At 68.6% G+C, this 17,526-nt stretch carries 16 protein-coding genes; 10 read left to right on the top strand and 6 right to left on the bottom strand.

What is annotated here, in order from left to right:
- The first annotated feature begins 40 nt into the window (after window positions 1–40).
- The 10 genes from ACLJOO_RS19210 to ACLJOO_RS19165 all read left to right on the top strand — a co-directional run bounded on the left by ACLJOO_RS19210 (window position 41) and on the right by ACLJOO_RS19165 (window position 8,227).
- Window positions 41–868, top strand: coding sequence for an Fpg/Nei family DNA glycosylase (locus tag ACLJOO_RS19210; RefSeq protein ID WP_410788536.1), 828 nt, complete (start codon window positions 41–43; stop codon window positions 866–868).
- A gap of 63 nt (window positions 869–931) precedes the next feature.
- Window positions 932–2,026, top strand: a complete 1,095-nt coding sequence (locus ACLJOO_RS19205) for a PP2C family protein-serine/threonine phosphatase (RefSeq protein WP_410788535.1) — start codon at window positions 932–934, stop codon at window positions 2,024–2,026.
- 119 nt (window positions 2,027–2,145) lie between these two features.
- Entirely contained in the window at window positions 2,146–3,207 is a 1,062-nt protein-coding gene (locus ACLJOO_RS19200) for a hypothetical protein (protein WP_410788534.1), read from the top strand.
- A gap of 179 nt (window positions 3,208–3,386) precedes the next feature.
- Window positions 3,387–4,397, top strand: a complete 1,011-nt coding sequence (locus tag ACLJOO_RS19195) for a hypothetical protein (RefSeq protein WP_410788533.1) — start codon at window positions 3,387–3,389, stop codon at window positions 4,395–4,397.
- Window positions 4,398–4,460: 63 nt separating this feature from the next.
- Complete coding sequence (locus tag ACLJOO_RS19190) at window positions 4,461–5,096, top strand: sortase domain-bontaining protein (RefSeq protein WP_410788532.1); 636 nt, start codon at window positions 4,461–4,463, stop codon at window positions 5,094–5,096.
- Between the two features lie 11 nt (window positions 5,097–5,107).
- Entirely contained in the window at window positions 5,108–5,569 is a 462-nt protein-coding gene (locus ACLJOO_RS19185; protein ID WP_410788531.1) for a hypothetical protein, read from the top strand.
- Between the two features lie 17 nt (window positions 5,570–5,586).
- Complete coding sequence (locus ACLJOO_RS19180) at window positions 5,587–6,006, top strand: SRPBCC domain-containing protein (RefSeq protein WP_410788530.1); 420 nt, start codon at window positions 5,587–5,589, stop codon at window positions 6,004–6,006.
- Window positions 6,007–6,053: 47 nt separating this feature from the next.
- The gene (locus ACLJOO_RS19175; protein WP_410788529.1) at window positions 6,054–6,494 is read left to right on the top strand and encodes a nitroreductase family deazaflavin-dependent oxidoreductase; all 441 of its coding nucleotides are present in this window, start codon (window positions 6,054–6,056) and stop codon (window positions 6,492–6,494) included.
- Between the two features lie 174 nt (window positions 6,495–6,668).
- Window positions 6,669–7,391: a CDP-alcohol phosphatidyltransferase family protein gene (locus tag ACLJOO_RS19170; RefSeq protein ID WP_410788528.1), complete on the top strand. Its 723-nt coding sequence runs from the start codon at window positions 6,669–6,671 to the stop codon at window positions 7,389–7,391.
- Window positions 7,391–8,227 (top strand): hypothetical protein, encoded by an 837-nt coding sequence (locus ACLJOO_RS19165; RefSeq protein WP_410788527.1) that lies wholly within the window; start codon window positions 7,391–7,393, stop codon window positions 8,225–8,227. Before ACLJOO_RS19170 ends, ACLJOO_RS19165 begins: the two co-directional genes overlap by 1 nt.
- Here the strand turns inward: ACLJOO_RS19165 and ACLJOO_RS19160 are convergent.
- The 6 genes from ACLJOO_RS19160 to ACLJOO_RS19135 form a co-directional block, all read right to left on the bottom strand.
- Window positions 8,224–9,375, bottom strand: a complete 1,152-nt coding sequence (locus ACLJOO_RS19160; protein WP_410788526.1) for an AAA family ATPase — start codon at window positions 9,373–9,375, stop codon at window positions 8,224–8,226. The two genes, ACLJOO_RS19165 and ACLJOO_RS19160, sit on opposite strands and share 4 nt — an antisense overlap.
- A gap of 79 nt (window positions 9,376–9,454) precedes the next feature.
- The gene (locus ACLJOO_RS19155; protein WP_410788525.1) at window positions 9,455–11,344 is read right to left on the bottom strand and encodes an ABC transporter ATP-binding protein; all 1,890 of its coding nucleotides are present in this window, start codon (window positions 11,342–11,344) and stop codon (window positions 9,455–9,457) included.
- On the bottom strand, window positions 11,341–13,005 hold the full coding sequence (locus ACLJOO_RS19150; protein WP_410788524.1) for an ABC transporter ATP-binding protein: 1,665 nt from the start codon (window positions 13,003–13,005) through the stop codon (window positions 11,341–11,343). Before ACLJOO_RS19150 ends, ACLJOO_RS19155 begins: the two co-directional genes overlap by 4 nt.
- A gap of 315 nt (window positions 13,006–13,320) precedes the next feature.
- The gene (locus ACLJOO_RS19145; RefSeq protein WP_410788523.1) at window positions 13,321–14,544 is read right to left on the bottom strand and encodes an MFS transporter; all 1,224 of its coding nucleotides are present in this window, start codon (window positions 14,542–14,544) and stop codon (window positions 13,321–13,323) included.
- A 64-nt stretch (window positions 14,545–14,608) separates the two neighbouring features.
- Window positions 14,609–16,393, bottom strand: a complete 1,785-nt coding sequence (locus tag ACLJOO_RS19140) for a DUF2201 family putative metallopeptidase (protein ID WP_410788522.1) — start codon at window positions 16,391–16,393, stop codon at window positions 14,609–14,611.
- Window positions 16,386–17,447 carry an AAA family ATPase gene (locus ACLJOO_RS19135; protein WP_134128180.1) on the bottom strand — a complete coding sequence of 354 codons (1,062 nt, stop codon included), beginning with the start codon at window positions 17,445–17,447 and terminating at the stop codon, window positions 16,386–16,388. The genes ACLJOO_RS19140 and ACLJOO_RS19135 overlap by 8 nt, the downstream gene beginning before the upstream one ends.
- Window positions 17,448–17,526: the final 79 nt, after the last annotated feature.

The raw sequence follows: 17,526 nt of genomic DNA, 5'->3' as shown, positions 1-17,526 counted from the left end.
GGGTGCCTTGGAACCACCTGTCGTCCCCATAAGAGGAATCATGCCTGAAGGTCACACGCTGCACCGCCTGGCGAACGACGTCTGGGACGCGTTCGGCGGCCGTCCGGTCCGGGCGTCGAGTCCGCAGGGGCGGTTCGCCGAGGGCGCTGCGCTGCTCGACGGGCACCTGCTGCGTCAGACCGAGGCCCACGGCAAGCACTTCCTCGCCGAGTTCGAGGGCGCCGGCTGGCTGCACATCCACCTCGGACTGATCGGCACGATGGACCTACGTGCAGCTCCAGTACCAGAGCCCGTCGGCCAGGTCCGGCTCAGGCTGCAGAACGCCACGTCGTACGCCGATCTGCGCGGCGCGACCGTGTGCGAAGTGATCACCGACGAGGAGCGCGACAAGCTGCTCGGCCGGCTCGGTCCGGACCCGCTGCGCGATGACGCGGATCCGGACCTGGCATGGAACCGCATCCACCGTAGCAAGCTGCCGATCGGTCAGCTGCTGATGAACCAGGACGTGCTGAGCGGCGTCGGCAACGTGTACCGCGCCGAGGTCTTGTTCCGGGCCAAGCTGAACCCGATGACGCCCGGCAACGTGGTGAAGAAGCGCGAGTGGCAGGGCATGTGGAACGACCTGCTCGCGCTCATGAAGTACGGCGTGGAGACCGGCCGGATCGACACCGTTGCCGACGACCACACTCCGGAGGCGATGGGTCGTGACCCGCGCCGGGACGACCATGGTGGTGAGGTGTACGTCTACCGGCGCCAAGGGCAACGGTGCTACGTCTGTCAGTCGGTGGTCCGGACGAAGATCCTCGCGGGTCGTAACTTGTTCTGGTGTCCCAAATGCCAACGAACCGGACTCACTCGCAAGAGCTGAAAGCCGTCAGTTGTGTTGCGAATTGATGCGCGGACCGATCGGTACCGTTATGTTCTTCACACCATGAGGAAGAGCGGCGGTCTTGCGCTGGTACGACGCATCGGCCGCCGGGTCGAGGCGCTGGGTCGTCGTGCCCGTCGTTCGCACCGGGTGGCGTTCGTCGCGCTGGTGCTGGTGCAGCTGGTGATCTCCGTCGCGAGCGACATCTGGATGACCCTCGTGCCGGCGTCCTTCCTCATCGTTCCGCTGGTGGTCGGCGGCGTTCTGCTGCAGTTCGGCGAGCTGGTGGCGCTGACCGGGATCACGACCGCATTCGGTGCGTTCGTCGTCCTGTCGCGCGGCATGACGCTGCCCCGGATCGGCTTCGTCCTGGTGCTCCTGGTCGTCGGCTGGATCATGATCACCAGCGCCAAGGTGCGCAGCCGGCTGGGCGTGGCCGGCACCCGGAGCGAGTCGATGCTGATGGAGTTGCGGGACACGCTCACCGCGCAGGGGCTGATGCCGACGTTGCCGGCCGGCTGGCGGGTCGAGGTCGCGATCCAGTCCGCCGGGGGGTCGACGTTCTCCGGCGACTTCGTGGTGTCGACGATGCACGGCGATCTGCTCGAGGTGGCGCTGGTCGATGTCTCCGGCAAGGGCATCGACGCGGGGACGCGGGCACTGCTGCTGTCCGGGGCGTTCGGCGGGTTGCTGGGCGTCGTACCGGTCGAGGAGTTTCTCCCGTCGGCGAACCGGTATATACGGCGGCAGGACTGGGACGACGACTTCGCGACCGTGGTGCATGTCGTGCTGGACCTGCGGACCGGCGACTTCGACGTACGGACGGCCGGGCATCCGCCGGCGATCCAGTTCGACGCGTGGTCGGGGCGGTGGCAGACGCGGGACGCGGACGGGCCGCTGCTCGGGCTGATGGAGGCGCCGGAGTTCGAGGTGAATCACGGGGTGCTGAAGCTCGGCGACGCGTTGTTCCTGTACAGCGACGGCATGGTCGAGACGCCCCGGCAGGACATCGGCCGCGGTACGGACCGGCTGGCGGGCTTCGCGGAGCGCCTGGTGGGGCAGGCGTTCCTGGGAGCCGCCGACGCGCTGGTCGCGTCCGCCGGCGGAACGGGTGACGACTCGGCGATCGTCATCATCCACCGCAAGGCCCATGCCTGAGGCAACCAAGTCTCTCGTTGTCATCCCCCCGCTTTGTTGACTTGGGCAACGAAACGGTCATACTGCTTTTGAGATGTCCGCCCGGGCTATGGCTTGCAGGTGAGACAGGGGGACTGGGGATGGTTGTCAAGCGGGTTCGCGCTCAGGCTGCCGCGATGGTGGCGGCCGCTGGAGCGCTCACGGTTCTGATCGGGGCTGCCGCGATGGTCGTCCGGCCGGGCGCGGATGCCGGGTCAGAGGGCGCGGTGCCTGCCGGTGCGGGTATGGCCGGTGCGGCGATGGCGGCGCCGGGGAACAACGGGACCATCAAGATCGACGGCGTGGAGGTCGGCGACCGGCCGCCGGAGAACAACCCGCACCAGGGGTGTTCGTTCACCGTCGAGTTCTACAACTACGACCAGGGGCCGTACAACGCGCAGGTGATCTTCCAGGACCAGGCGCCGACGGCCGACGGCGGGCTGCAGGTCGTGTCCGGCGACCTCACGCCGTTCATCGGCGGTGATCCGGCGGGTGGCGGCAACGATCTGGACGCCCGGCAGGTCTACACGCTGAAGTTCACCGGCCAGCCGCATCCCGTCCAGGGCTACCACGTCAAGGTCACCGTCCACGCTCCCGGCTCCCAGGGCAACGACACCAAACACAAGGTCTTCTGGGTCAAGGGCTGCGACGCCCCGCCACCCACCACCCCGCCGACGACACCGCCCACGACACCTCCGACGACGCCGCCGACCACGCCTCCGACGACGCCTCCGACGACGCCGCCGACCACGCCTCCGACGACGCCTCCGACGACGCCGCCGACCACGCCACCTACGACGCCTCCGACGACGCCGCCGACCACGCCACCTACGACGCCTCCGGGTACGCCTGCGACGACGGTGACGGTGCCTCCCGGGACCCCGTCGAGCACAGGGCCTAGCGTGCCGCCTACGACGCGGCGGCCGGGTACGCCGTCGACGAGTTCGACGACGCCGGTGCCGACGCGCCACACCACGTCGACGAGTTCCGGCGTACCGACTGCTGTGGATGCTGGTCTGCCCGGTCCGCCGACCCGCGCGGTCGCGGCAACCACCGACAGCGGGACCAGCCAAACCGGCGGAGTTCTGATGACGCTCGGAGGCATGCTCCTCGCGGGTGGTGCGATCGCTTCCCTCCGCCGCCACGGCCGCCACGCCAGGTAGCCCGGATCACCCACCGGCGGGCACCACGATCCACGTGCGTGTTGTCCACAGGCCTCGTCGCGAAGGCCTGTGGACAACTGCGCAAGACACGCGGTCAATCGTTACCGAACAACCTTGACTGCTGTAACGAAACCGAAATACTTCTCTAGGCTTACCCCTGCACTCGTTCGAGGATGGACATGACCCACACGGGCGTTCGCTCCCGGGCTGCCGGCATCTTCGCCGGCGCCGGAGCACTTTCCCTGCTTCTCGGCGCAACGGCACTGCTCGTCGCGCCCTCCGCCAACGCAGACCAGACCGGCGGTCACAACCCACCGGGCAACAACGGCACCGTGAAAATCGAGGGTGCCGACATCCAGAGCGGCCCGCCGGACAACAACCCGCACCAGGGCTGCACGTTCACCGTCGAGTTCTACAACTACGACAAGGACGACTCGTACAAGGCCACGGTGACCTTCGAGGACCAGGCACCGACGGCCGACGCCGGACTGCAAGTTGTGTCCGGCAACCTCAACCCGTTCATCGGCGAGGACCCGGCCGGCGGTGGCACGGACCTGGATGCGCGCGAGGTCTACACCCTGAAGTTCACCGGTGAACCGCACCCGCAGCAGGGCTATCACGTGAAGCTGACCGTGAACGCGCCCGGCTCGATCGGCGCCGACAAGAAGCACAAGGTGTTCTGGGTGGAGGGCTGCAAGACAACGCCTCCCACCACTCCGCCGACGAGTCCGCCGACCACGCAGCCGACGTCGACGGACACTCCGCCCACGACGCCGCCGACCACGCCTCCGACGACCACGCATACGCCGCCGACGAGTCCGCCGACCACGACGGACACTCCGCCGACGACCGCGCCGACGACTCCGCCCACGACGACGGACACTCCGCCGGTGAGCCCGTCGGAGTCGCCGTCCTCGACGCCGAGCTCGCCGGGTACGTCGACCAGCCCGTCGGACACGCCTCCGACGGCCACCGAGTCGACGCCGGCCTCCGACGTACCGAGTGACACCCCGACGGCCGGCGTACCGACCGAGGTCGACGCCGGCTTCGGCGGACCGAACGCCAACTCGGTTGCCGACAGCAACAGCCCGTTCGGTCTCGCGGGCGGTCTGCTGCTCGCGGCCGGCGGTGCGATGCTCGCCGGTGCCGGAATCGTCGCGCTCCGCCGACGCGGGACGCACAGCGCCTAGCAGCGGACTGACATGAGTTCTGCCCGTCGACGCGGCCGCCCTGCTCCACTTCGGTGGAGTGGGGTGGTCGCGCTCGTGGGTGTCGGCGTACTCGGAGCCGGCGCGCACCTGCAGTTCGGCGGTGACGAACAAGCCGGCGCGTCGCCGTCGGCCACCTCGGCGGCACCGAAGCAGGTGCCGAAGCAGGCACCGGCGCCGGCAGCAAGCTCGGGCAAACCTGCCGTAGATCCCAGCTCGTCGGCCAGCCGTACGGCGACAGTGCGCGCCGGAAGGCCTACGGGCATCAGCATCCCGCAGTTGGGCGTCACCGCACCGGTTGTCGCGATCGACGCCGTACATGCCGCGTTGACTCCGCCGTCCGACGCGTCGAAGGTCGGATGGTGGTCCGGGGGAGCGCAGCCCGGTAGCAAGCGCGGTTCGGCCGTCATCACCGGCCACACGGTGCACAACGGCGGCGGCGCGTTCGACAACCTCGGCAAGTTGGTGCCCGGATCCGTTGTGCGGGTGTCGACGGCTCGTGGCCAGGTGCCGTACCGGGTTGCCACTGTGGCGACGTACCGGAAGGCGACGCTGGCGAAGCGTGCTGCGCAGTTGTTCGACCAGAGTGTTCGCGGGCGGCTCGTGCTTGTGACGTGTGAGGACTGGAACGGCGAGGTCTACCTCAGCAACGTGGTCGTCGTCGCCCTGCCGATGGCGTAGCCTGCTCCGTCGTGACGATCGATGGGCTTGGCGACACGTTCGGCGCTCGCGCGGATCGGGCGGCGCCGGAGGTCTCGTTCGAGCAACTGGTCGCGATGATGCCGGAGACGTTGCGGGAGGTGTTCCCGCCGTACCGCTGGCAACTCGCGAAGCTGTGGGAGCTCGAGCTGAAGGTCGAGCCGGTCGAGATCGCGGACCTGGTCTGGATGTTCGACCTGCCGCTGTGGCAGCTCGAGGGCGAGCGGTTCAAGGTCACGCCGCATCAGGTCGCGGAGACGCCGATGAACTTCCGCGCGCACTACCAGCGGGTGATGGACGCGGATCTCGACTTCCCGATCAACCTGGTCGCGTACCGCGGCCGGCTGGTCGTGCTGGACGGCGTACACCGGCTGCTGAAGGCGCACTTCCTGCGCCGCCGGTGGATCGAGGCGACGATCGCGACCGCGACGCAACTGCGGTCCTGCGCCGTTTGAGAGGCAGGATGGTCGGCATGGACAGCGTTGAGCGTGAGGTGTACGTCGAGGCTCGGCCGGAGACGGTGTGGGCCGCGGTGACGCAGCCCGAGGTGTTCGCCCGGTGGTACGCGTTCGGCGGCGCGGAGATCGACCTGCGGCCGGGTGGGCGGCTGGTCATGCGGTGGGACGAGCACGGGGTGTTCTTCGGGTTCGTGGAGAAGGTCGAGCCGGGCCGGCGGTTCGCCTACCGGTACGCCGTCGATCCCGGAGTGGAGCCGGCGCCGGGCAATGCGAACCTGGTCGAGTTCACCCTCACCCCGGAAGGCGAAGGCACCCGCCTGCTGGTCGTCGAATCAGGCTTCGACCGCCTGGACGACGAACAGGACGCGGACCAGTCCGCCCAGGCCTGGGACAACGCCCTCAGCACCCTGACCGACCTCGCCCCGACGCTCTGACGCGCCGGGACTATCGATGTTGATGTGTCACCATTATCATTGGTGACATGACATCGAACACGGACGACTACGCTCCGAGCCCCACCGGCTGGGTGCGGGACCAGGTCGAGAAGGTCACCGCGGCCGGGACCACCGAAGCGGTCGACATCAAGGGTATGAAGGTGGTGCTGCTGACCATGCGCGGCGCCAAGTCCGGCAAGATCCGGAAGGTCCCGCTGATGCGGGTCGAGCACGACGGTGTGTACGCCGCGGTCGCCTCGCTCGGCGGGGCGCCCAAGAACCCCGTCTGGTACTACAACTTGAAGGCCGACCCGAAGCTCACCCTGCAGGACGGCGAGACCACCAAGGAGTACGTGGCCCGCGAGATCGAGGGCGCGGAGTACGACGAGTGGTGGCCGCGGGCCGTCGCCGCCTACCCGCCGTACGCCGAGTACCAGACGAAGACCACCCGGAAGATCCCGCTCTTCCTGCTCGACCCGATCGCGTAGTTCCCCGTGCCCGGTGACTGACTAAGTCCTTGCAAAGATCTGGCGGAGATGACGGTCGGTCACTGGGACGGGACCAGGCTTGTGAGACGCTGGCGACGGCTGGGTCTACCTCGACCCGGCCCGACGCGCTGCGTCGCCTGAGTTCTGGGAGTTGTCCTGACCACACACGACGCGGTGCAGGAACCGTTCGTCGGGTCGACGCGGCTGCGTCTGGCCGGACTTGCACTGCATGCCTATACCGCGAGCGGAACGGTGCTCGCGTTGCTGATCGTGATCGCCGCCATCGACGGCGACGCTGTCCGGGCGCTCTGGCTCGGGCTCGCGGCCCTGGTGATCGACGGCACCGACGGGATGCTCGCACGCCGGCTGCGGGTGAAGGAAACCATCCCGTGGTTCGACGGCGCGATGCTGGACAACATCGTCGACTACCTGACGTACGCGTTCGCGCCGATCGTGCTGCTGTGGACCGGCGGCTACCTCCCGTCCGGGACCTGGGGCGCGGTCCTCGGCGCACTGCCGCTGCTTGCCTCCAGCTACCAGTTCTGCCGGGTCGACGCGAAGACCGAGGACCACTTCTTCCTCGGCTTCCCGAGCTACTGGAACGTGGTCGCGTTCTACGTCGTCGTGCTCGGCCTCAGCCCGGTCAGCACCGGCATCATCCTGGTGGTCTGCTCGGTGCTCGTCTTCATCCCGGTGAAGTACGTGTACCCGTCGCGCACGAAGGCGTTCCGCTCGCTGAACCTGTTGACGACCGCGATCTGGCTCGCGTCGTACGCCGTACTGCTCGCGCAGATGCCGAACCCGAACGCGATCGTGGTCGCGATCTCGCTGGCCTACCTGGTCTACTACGGCGGCCTCAGCCTCTACCTCACCTGGCGCCGTAGGGCCGTTTCCTAGTGGTTCTCGGTCTCAGCGCGGCGCTCGGCGCCGCGGTGCTGTTCGGCGTCGGGGCGATCCTGCAGGCCGTCGGTTCGCGGAAGGTACCGACCGAGTCGGAGCTGGATCCGCGGCGGCTCGGCGGGTTCGTGGTCGCGCTGCTCAAGCAGCCCGCGTTCCTCGGTGCGCTGGCGCTGAACCTCGCGGGCTTCGGACTGCACTTCGTCGCGCTGCGGCTGCTTCCCTTGTACCTGGCGCAGGCGGGGATCGCGGTCAGTCTGGTCGTGACCGCGTTGCTCGCGACCCGGCTGATGTCGGACAAGTTGAGTGCGCTCGAGTGGTCCGCGGTGATCGGCGTCTGCGTGGGGCTCGGCCTCCTCGCAGTGGCGGCGGGCGATGCCGGCGAGAGTGCACAGCATCACGGGCTCACGATCGGCATCATCGTGGGGCTCGTCGTCATCGCCGTACTGGGTGCTCTTGCCAGCCGTTCGCAGCACGGCGTCTCGACGGCGCTGCTCGGCTTGCTCGCCGGTCTCGGGTACGCCGGAGTTGCGATCTCGGCGCGCTTGTTGCAGGACGGGTCGATGAGCGAACTCGTCCGGAGCCCCACGCTCTACACGCTGCCGATCAGCGGGGCGCTCGCGTTCATCCTCTATTCGTTGGCCCTGCAGCGAGGTTCGGTCACGCTGGCCACCACGCCGATGATCGCGTTGCAGACCATCACCCCGGCCGCGGCGGGCGTGTTCGTCCTCGACGACGCCGTACGCGCCGGATGGTGGCCGGCCGCGATCGCCGGCTTCCTCCTGTCCGCCGCCGGATCCGTGATCCTCGTCCGCTTCGAGAGCGTCAAGCCCTAACGGGTCGGCCACTTCCACGGCGGCTCGTCCAGTGGGCCTTGGCCGGTGATGGTGGTCGCGCCTTTCTCCTTGACGAGTTCGATCGTCTGGAGGTCGGGGGAGAGGGCCTCCATCGACGCGATGAACGGGCGGGAGTGCGTGACGACGATGACCTGGGTCTCCTTCGCCGCGGTGACCACCAGGTTGGCCAGCGCCGGCAGGAGATCGGGGTGAAGGCTCGTCTCGGGCTCGTTGAGGACGAGGAGTTCGGGCGGTCTCGGAGTGAGCAGCGCGGCGACCCACAGCAGGTATCTGAGCGTGCCGTCGGACAGCTCGGCGCCGGAGAGTGGACGCAGCAGCCCGTGCTGGTGAAAGGCGATCTCGAACCGGCCCGCGGTGTTGGTGATCTCGACGCGGCTGCCGGGGAACGCGAGCTCGATCGCCTCGTCCAATGCTCCTCGAGGACCTAGCTCCCGAATCGTCTGCAGAGCAGCAGCCACGTCCGCGCCGTCCGCGGAGAGTACGGCGGTGCGCGTGCCGACCTGGACTCGGCGGGCGGGCGCTGTCGCGTCGGTGCGGAAGTGGTCGTAGAACCGCCAGCCGCGCAGACGTTCCCGCACCAGCAGCAGTTCGGGCGCGCGCTCCGGGTCCGCGAACTCGCTCAACATGCTGTCGAACGTCTGGAGCTGATGCCCGCCGCGCTGCCATTCACCACTCGCCGTACGGATCCGCACCTCGTGGTTGTTGCGCTCGACGAGCAACGCCGCCGGCCGCAGGAACGGCCCCGCCCACAGTGCTTCCCGCTTGATCTCCGGATCCAGATCGAACTCCGAACCGTTCGGGATCGGCAACCCGAGATCCATCAGATAGCCGTAGTCGTCCCCCGCGAACCCCATCCGCAACGTCACCGGCCCGGTCCGTCGGGTGCCTTGCGTGGGCCGATCCTTCCGGACGTGCTCCGGCCCAGCCCACAGCGTCGACTGCAGTCCGCCTTCCCGCGCCAGCGCCGCCACCGCACCGTTGCGCGAAGCATCAGCCAGCAACCGAAGCGCCCGGTAGAGGCTCGACTTCCCCGATCCGTTGGCCCCGGTCACGACGTTCAGACCGCGTAACGGCATGACGACCCGCCGCAGCGACCGGTAGTTCTCCACCGCCAGCGTCGTCAACATGCCCTTCACGGTACGGAGGCCCTGCGACAGTTCACGGCGACGGCGGGCGCGTGGGGAGGGCCCCACGCGCCCAGAGCCGTCAGGCCAGTGAGTCTTCCCAGGCCTGGTGGAGTCCGGCGTAGTGGCCGTCGTCCATGGTGATGAGCTGGTCGGGAGCGCCGTCCTCGATGATCCGGCCGTACTCCAGGACCAGGACGCGGTCGGCGGTCTCGACGGTCGACAACCGGTGCGCGATGACGATTGCCGTACGGTCGGCCAGGATCGTCTTCAGCGCCCGCTGGATGAGGCGTTCGCTGGGGATGTCCAGGCTGGACGTCGCCTCGTCCAGGATCAGTACGGCGGGGTTCGCGAGGAAGGCGCGCGCGAACGCGACCAGCTGACGCTGACCCGCCGAGAGCCGGGAACCGCGCTTCTCGACCGCGGTGTCGTACCCGTTCGGCAACGCGGTGATGAAGTCGTGCGCGCCGATCACCTTCGCGGCCTCGACGACCTCCTCCATCGTCGCGTCCGGCTTGCCGAACCGGATGTTGTCGGCGACCGAGCCGGTGAACAGGAAGTTCTCCTGCGTCACCATCACGACCCGCTCCCGCAGGTCGTCCTCGGTCAGGTCCCGGAGGTCGACGCCGTCGAGCAGCAGGTGCCCGCTCGTCGGGTCGTAGAACCGCGCCACCAGTTTGGCGATCGTGGTCTTGCCGGCGCCCGTCGTACCGACCAGGGCCAGGGTCTGACCGGCCGGCACGTCCAGTTGCAGACCGGGCAGCACCGGTACGCCGTCGACGTACTCGAAGCGCACGTTCCGCAGCTCCAGGTGACCGCGCGCCGGGCCTGGCTTCGCCGGCTTGATCGGCTCCGGAACGTCCGGCGTCTCGGCCAGCACACCGGACAGCTTCTCCAGCGCCGCCGACGCGGAGAGGAACGTGTTGTAGAACTGCGTGATGTCCTGCAGCGGCTCGAAGAACTGCCGCAGGTAGAGCAGGAACGCCGTCAGGACGCCGACCGTCACGTGCCCGTGGTAGGCCTGGTAACCGCCGTACGCCAGGATCGCGACGATGGTGATGTTGCCGACGCCCTTGATCGCCGGCATGAAGACCGCGTTCAGCCGGAACGCCTCGAGGTTCGCCTTCCGGTACCGGTCGTTGACGCCGTGGAAGATCTCCTCGTTCCGCGGCTCCCGGCGGAACGCCTGCACCGCGCGGATCCCGGTCATCGACTCGACGAAGTGCACGATGACCAGGACGACGGCCTCTCGCGTCTGCCGGTAGACCGCCGCGGACCGCTTCCGGAACCAGGCCGTCAGGATCAGCAGCGCCGGGAACGACAGCAGGGCGAGCAGACCGAGCTTCACGTCGAGCGTGAGCAGGATGATCGACGTACCGACCAGCGTCAGCACCGCGGTGACCAGGCTGTCGAACCCGCTCGCCAGCATCTCGTCGATGACGCCGACGTCGGACGTCAGCCGGGAGATCACCCGGCCCGACGTGAACTTGTCGTGGAACGCCGGGCTGAGCCGCTGGAAGTGGTCGAACACCCGTCTGCGCAGCCCGAGCAGGATGGTCTGACCGAGCCGGCCCGAGCGCATCAGGAACAGCTGCCGCGCAAAGGCCTGGATCAACGCCGCCGCCAGGACGGTGATGACGATCGTGACCAGCTCCTGGGAGCCCTTGCCCGCCAGGATCGGCGGGATGCCGTTGTCGATACCCAGGTGGACCAGGTACGGGACGGCGAGCCGGGCGGCGTTCTCGACGATCACGATCGCGACCAGCAGCCAGATCAGCTTCTTGTACGGCCGGAGCAGCTCACCCAGCAGCTTCCGGGAGTCCTCCTTCAGCCGGATGCTGGTCGCGCGGGAGATCTCCCGGTCGGGGTCCTCCTCGAACAGACCCCGCCACTTCTGTTCCTCCGGTTGCTGCTCGTCCTGGGGCTTCTCCGGTTCCGAGGCCTGAGGAGGTGTTTGCTGGGTCGTCGTCATGCGTGCACCTCCTCTTCCTCCGCTGCGAGCAGGTGCCGGTACGCCGGGACCGTTGCCAGCAGCTCCTGATGGGTTCCTACGTGGGTGACCGTGCCGTTCTGCAGCAGAGCGACCTGGTCTGCCAGCATCACCGTCGACGCGCGGTGCGCGACCACGATGCCGGTGGTCTCGGAGAGCACGTTCTGCAGCGCTTCCTCGACCAGCGCCTCGGTGTGTACGTCGAGAGCGGACAGGGTGTCGTCCAGCACCAGTACGGCGGGCTTGGCGAGCACTGCACGCGCCAGCGCGAGCCGCTGCCGCTGACCACCCGACAGCGACATGCCCTGCTCACCGACGCGTGTCTCCAGGCCCCACGGGAGGTCGTTGGCGAACTGCGCCTGAGCGACCTCCAGCGCCTGCTGGACGTCTGCCTCGGTGGCGTCCGGACGGCCGAGGGTCAGGTTCTCCCGGACGCTCATGGAGAACAGGGTCGGGTCGTCGAACGCGGACGCGACAGCCGTCCGCAACGACACCAGGGACAGGTCCCGGATGTCGTGCCCGTCGATGGTGATCCGTCCGGCGGTCACGTCGTACAGCCGGGGGACCAGTGCGGTCAGAGTGGTCTTGCCGGACCCGGTGGCGCCGACCAGTGCGAGGGTCGTACCAGGGGTCAGGTCCAGGTTGATGTCGTGCAGCACCTCGGTGGAGTCGTCCGAGAACCGGAACCCGACGTGCTCGAAGCGCAGGTGACCCCGCGGGTTCGGGAGCTCCTCCGAACCGGACTTGATCACCGAGTAGGTGTCCAGGATCTCGCTGATCCGGTCCGCCGCGGTCATCGACTCCTGCGCCATCGCCAGGATCGCTCCGAGCGAGGTGACCGGCCAGACCAGTGACAGCATCAGCGTGATGAACGCGACCAGGGTGCCGAGCGTGATCGCCTCCCGGCCGACGGCGAGCGCGCCGAGCAGCAGGACGATCACCAGGGTCAGGTTCGGGATGACGCCGAGGAAGCTCCAGAACCGGGATGCGAGCCGGACCTTCTCGACCTCGGTGTCGTACAGCGTGGTCGCCTCTTCGTCGAACTGACCCTGGACGTGCGGCCGCCGGCCGAACGCCTTGATCACTCGGAAGCCGAGCGCCGACTCCTCGATGCGGGTGGCCAGGTCACCCTGCTGGTCCTGGACCTTGCGGGAGATCCGCAGGTACTTCTTCTCGAACTTCAGCGACACCATGACGATCGGCACGGCGGCCACCAGGACCACGAGGCCGAGCGGCCAGTACAGCTGGAGCAGCAGGACCGTGACCACGGCCAGCTGCAGGATGTTCATCACCAGGAACAGCAGACCGAAGCCCATGAACCGGCGGATCGTGGACAGGTCGGTGGTGACGCGGGAGAGCAGCTGACCGCTCTGCCAGCGAGTGTGGAACTCCATCGGCAGGGACTGCAGACGGACGTACAGGTCGTGCCGGAGCGTGGCCTCGAGGTCGCTGACGGTCCGGGACTGCGCCCAGCGGCGCATCCAGACCAGGATGACCTCGGAGATGCTGAGCCCGAGGGCCAGCAGTGCGAGCGGGACCAGCATGCTCAGCTCGCGGCGGGTGACCGGACCGTCGATGATGGCTCGGGTGACCAGCGGAACGGCGAGGCTGACGCCGACGCCCAGCATGGCGGTGGAGAACATCACCGCGAGGCGCCAACGGTGTGGCTTCAGGTAAGGACGGAGCCGCCACAGGTTGCGGCTGCGTTCTGGGGCACGGGTGGTAGGGGCTGCGATCGACGGCGCTTGGACAGTGTGCTCTGAGGGCATCTGGACGGGCGCACTTCCCATCTACTTCGAATCAAAGGGTTTTGCGACCTGAAAACGGCGCACTTTCCAGTATCGCTCAGTAGGTAAGCGCTTGTCGCGCCAATTCCATTCCCTGCCGATGAAACGCAATAGCCCATCCAGGGCCTACGCGGGAACCTCCTCTCCACCTATCACGATCCGCAATCAGTGCTACGCCATCGATCGTCCGACCACTTCCTCTTCGGGCAGATCCTGCAGCCCGCGGAGCGGCGAGAAGGCGGCGACCAGCAGGCCGGCGAGCATGCCGGCGGTGGCGATCAGGAAGGTGGGACGGACATGGATCGCGCTGGCGAGGACACCGGAGACCGCAGCGCCGACCGTCTGGCCGCCGATGACCAGGGTGCGCCAGGACGCGGTTACCTGACCCACCAGGTGAGGCGGCGCGAGCGCCTGGCGCAGGGTGCGTTGCGGGACGCCGAACAGGGACATACCGAGACCGGCGAGTGCCTGTCCGAGGAGGATCAGTGGCGTCACACCGGTGAAGAGGGCGATGCCGTTGAATGACGCGAGGACCACACCGGACAGGTAGGAGCGGCCAAGACCGACCCGCCGGCACCAGGCCGGGGCGATGAGGGTACCGGCCACCGCAGCAGCCCCGAACGCGGTCATGGACAGACCGACGAAAGCCGGTGACTTGTGCAGCTCGCGGATCAGGAAGAGCACGGTCAGCGGCGCCTGCATCGATCCGGCCATCGCCGCAATGCCCGCGGAGAGCACCAGCGGCCTGAGCATTCGGTCGCCGAAGAGCACCCGCAGGCCTGCCGACAGGCGCACCTCGGAGCGTGGTCGCACGGGTGCCCGGGCCGGCTCGCGGAGGAGGAACGAGACCACTGTGGAGACGACGTACGACGCGGCGTCGACGAGGATCGCGAACGGTGCCGTGAACACCTGGACGAGGAAGCCCGCTACGGACGGTCCGAGTGTGGAGGCGAGGTTGAGATTGAGCAGTGCCGCGCTGTTCGCCCGCATCAGATCCGCACGTGGCACCAGCGCCGGGATCATCGTCTGCGACGCGGTGTCGGACAGCAGAGTCAGCACTCCGGTCAGCACGGCGACGGCGTACAGCTGCTCGATGTACAGCCATCCCAGTGCCGCGACGGCAGGCACCGAGCCGAGCAGGAGGAGCCGCCCGAGGTCGGTCCAGATCAGGACGCGACGCAGCGGCCACCTGTCGACCCAGACGCCGGCCAGCAGCCCGAACACCAGATGCGGGGCGATCGTCAACGCAGACAGCGCACCCATCTCCACGGCGGACGCCTGCAGGGTCACCACAGCCACCAGCGGCAGCGCGACAGTGGTGACCGCACTGCCCGACGCGGACACAAGCTGCCCGATCCATAGCTTCCGGAACTCGCCCCTCACGACCCATGCCATGTCTGTCAACCTGTCACTCAGCAGAGCCACTCGACTACGCCTGTTCGCCCGGAGCAGACGCTGTTCACTCCACGCGAAACACAGGGCCTCTTGCGGTGAACGGGAGGGATGCGCCGCGGGGGATCAGCCACGCGTGCTCCCGCCGTAACCGGACGACGTCGCACTGGCCGTCCGTGATGAGCAGGATCGGACCGTGGACGGGGAAGTCGTCCGCCCGCTCCAGCAGGTCCACACCGGGCTGCAGAACGGTCCCGCCGCGGCCGTGGACCTTCACGCGGCCGGCGATGTCGTCCACCGGCACGTAGCCGGCGTCGTACGCCGCGGCGTCGCAGTACACCACCCGCGCGGCCGGTACGTCGCGAGCACGTGAGTACGACGCGATCGCGCCGAGTGCCTTGCCCAGCAGCTCGCGGTCCATCGAGCCCGAGGTGTCCAGGACGACGCCGTACGTCGGGAGTCGTTCCAGCTCGACTGGGCGGATCCAGCCAGGGCGCGGGATGTCCGGCGTACCGGATTGGCGTCGGGAGGCGCGTGCGTACGTGCGGGTCTTCTCGACCGCGGGGACGTGCTCCTCGAACCAGCGGGCCAGCTGTGCATCCCAGGCGAGAGGCGGGTGGTCCAGCGCGCGGATCTCCTCGACCAGTCCGGCGGGCAGCGTGCCGCGCGCTGGATCGTGGTACGCCAGACCGGTGCTCAGGGCGCGTCGGTAGATGTCGTCCAGACCGGCAGCCCGAGCAGCCTCACCGGAGTGCGGGAGCGGGTGGCCGAGGACGTCACCCAGGCCGACGCCGCGGAGCGTCGCCAGCTTGCGGTAGCGGCGCAGGTCCGTGGTGATGCGGTCGTAGACCTCCTCCGCGGACATGCCCTTCAGCGCCGGGTCGTAGAGGGCACCGTCGGGCAGGGCGCCGACTCCCATCTCCAGGAGCCAGCCGTTGATCACCAGGTCGGCGGCGACGTTCCACAGGTACGGGTCACGGCCGCCGACGCGCTCGCCGTGCCGCAGAGCGGCGTGCAGCATCTCGTGCGCCATGACGAACCGCCACTCGCTCAGCGTGAGGCTGGCCAGCGGGTTCACGTAGATCTCGCCGGCGGGCGCGTTGACTGCCGCGACCCGGATGTCCCAACCGCGGGCGAGCTCGGCCTCGGCGACGACCTTCATGCTCGCAGCGATCGCCCCGAGCAGCGGGTACGACGAGACGAACCAGCCGAGAGCCAGGTCCCACTTGTCCCGGCCGCCGCTGCTTGCGGTCAGCGACGAGCGTGCGCCACCAGCGACCTCGACAGCCGCCGCAGCCGCGGCCGACAGACCTGCGGCGAACAGCTCGCCCCAGTTCGGCGGCTTGCCCCAGCCGTTCCAGCGGGCGGTCTGGACGTCAGGTGCATGACCTGCCACGCCCAGACGCTCGTACTCGGCCGGTACGTCGGTGCGCCGCCACAGTCGCGCCAGCGCGTCCTCCTCCATTGCGGGGAAGTCTGGCGGCAGCTCAACGACCGGCGTACCGAGTTTGAGCGACTGGAGGAAGCGGTTGACCGCCACGTCGTTCGCAGCGCCGGCGGCCTGGTCAGGTTCTGGCAGGTCACGTTCGGCGTGGCCGAGGCCAAGGTGGATCAGCAGGTGTGCGAAGACCCACGCCCACTCCTCTGGTGTGGCGCGGCGCGTCCGGTGCGTGCGGATCTGACCGTTCGAGTCGATCGTCGCCCAGCCGTCTGCTAGGCAGCTGTCGTCGCGGAGCGGGCTTTGCGCCCAGTCCGCCATCGGCGCGAACAGCGGGTGCCGCGCGACGATGCCCCAGCCGGACTGGATCGCCTCCCACGCCGGGTCTCGCTGTGACTTCTTCCGCTTAGGCACGGGCCGCCACCAGCCGCGGCAGGTCGCGGCTGACTTCGACCAGGAACCACGTCGGCAGCACCGGGCGGCCGTCGTCGTCGGCCGCGATCACCACCTGCGCCACCTCCAGCGAGATCTCCGCCAGCTCGACCAGGAGCGCCTTGCCGCGGTGCGCGAGCTGACGAGCCGCAGGGCTCGCCGACGCCTTGTCCGCGGCCAGCTCCTTGATCAGGCGGGCACGGAACGTCTCGGCCAGGAAGTACAGCAGGTCCCGGTCCTCCGGGGCGGACGGCCAGCCGGTCTCGCCCTTCAGTACGGCGTCCAGCCCGAACGCGTGCCGGACCGTCTTCACGTACGCGCGGAACGCCGACGCGTGCGCCGCGGACAAGGTGCCGAAGGCAAGGACCCGGAGCGTCTCGTCGGACACGTCGTCGCCGTACGAGTGCAGGGCGTCCGACAGCATGTGCCAGCTGCGCGGCGTCGAGAACGGCTCCTCGGTCTTCGGCGGGGCGGTCCACAGGTGGTCGGGGCGGTTGCGCAGGTAGTCGAGGACCCACGGGTGGATGCCCGCCGTACCGGCCCACTGCAGCCAGTCGGTCGCGGACGCGCGCAGGTGGATGTGCACGAGCCGGTTCACCAGGGCGCTCGCCATCGGCCGGGCCAGGGCGTTGTCGGTGGCCCGGTTGCCGGCGCCGATCACCACGGACCCCGCGGGCAGCTCGTACTCACCGATGCGGCGATCCAGGATCAGCGAGTAGAACGCTTTTTGCACCTCGGCCGAGGAGGCGTTCAGTTCGTCGAGGAACAGGCAGTACGGCTCGTCGCGGGCGATCGCCACGGGTGGTGCGAACCGGCTGCGGCCGTCGACGATCTGCGGTACGCCGATGAGATCCTCCGGCGCCAGCTGCGTGCCAAGGAGCGTGACGCATTCCAGACCGAGCGATTCCGCGAACGCCCGTACCAAGCTGCTCTTCCCGATCCCCGGTGCTCCCCAGAGGAAGACCGGGCGCACGACTGCCACATGCAGCAGCACTTCGGGCAGTTCGGCTGCCGATACCGTGATTCCCGCTTGCATCCGTCCCTTTCGTTGCTGGCATTCGCTGGGGCCAGCCTTTCAGGATCCTCTCGAGGTCACGGCGTGTCACCCCGTTTTC

The sequence above is a fragment of the Kribbella sp. C-35 genome (assembly GCF_046549195.1).
Classification (GTDB): Bacteria; Actinomycetota; Actinomycetes; order Propionibacteriales; family Kribbellaceae; genus Kribbella.
The sequence above is the reverse complement of the archived record's forward strand: the minus strand, read 5'-3'. Positions and strand labels throughout refer to the sequence as shown.

Coding starts and splice junctions, on each gene's coding strand:
- ACLJOO_RS19160 (WP_410788526.1), bottom strand. CDS start 9,375: ATGTTGACGACGCTGGCGGTGGAGAACTACCGGTCGCTGCGGCGGGTC.
- ACLJOO_RS19175 (WP_410788529.1), top strand. CDS start 6,054: ATGACATCGAACACGGACGACTACGCTCCGAGCCCCACCGGCTGGGTG.
- ACLJOO_RS19180 (WP_410788530.1), top strand. CDS start 5,587: ATGGACAGCGTTGAGCGTGAGGTGTACGTCGAGGCTCGGCCGGAGACG.
- ACLJOO_RS19145 (WP_410788523.1), bottom strand. CDS start 14,544: ATGGCATGGGTCGTGAGGGGCGAGTTCCGGAAGCTATGGATCGGGCAG.
- ACLJOO_RS19205 (WP_410788535.1), top strand. CDS start 932: ATGAGGAAGAGCGGCGGTCTTGCGCTGGTACGACGCATCGGCCGCCGG.
- ACLJOO_RS19200 (WP_410788534.1), top strand. CDS start 2,146: ATGGTTGTCAAGCGGGTTCGCGCTCAGGCTGCCGCGATGGTGGCGGCC.
- ACLJOO_RS19155 (WP_410788525.1), bottom strand. CDS start 11,344: ATGACGACGACCCAGCAAACACCTCCTCAGGCCTCGGAACCGGAGAAG.
- ACLJOO_RS19150 (WP_410788524.1), bottom strand. CDS start 13,005: ATGTTCTCCACCGCCATGCTGGGCGTCGGCGTCAGCCTCGCCGTTCCG.
- ACLJOO_RS19135 (WP_134128180.1), bottom strand. CDS start 17,447: ATGCAAGCGGGAATCACGGTATCGGCAGCCGAACTGCCCGAAGTGCTG.
- ACLJOO_RS19210 (WP_410788536.1), top strand. CDS start 41: ATGCCTGAAGGTCACACGCTGCACCGCCTGGCGAACGACGTCTGGGAC.
- ACLJOO_RS19195 (WP_410788533.1), top strand. CDS start 3,387: ATGACCCACACGGGCGTTCGCTCCCGGGCTGCCGGCATCTTCGCCGGC.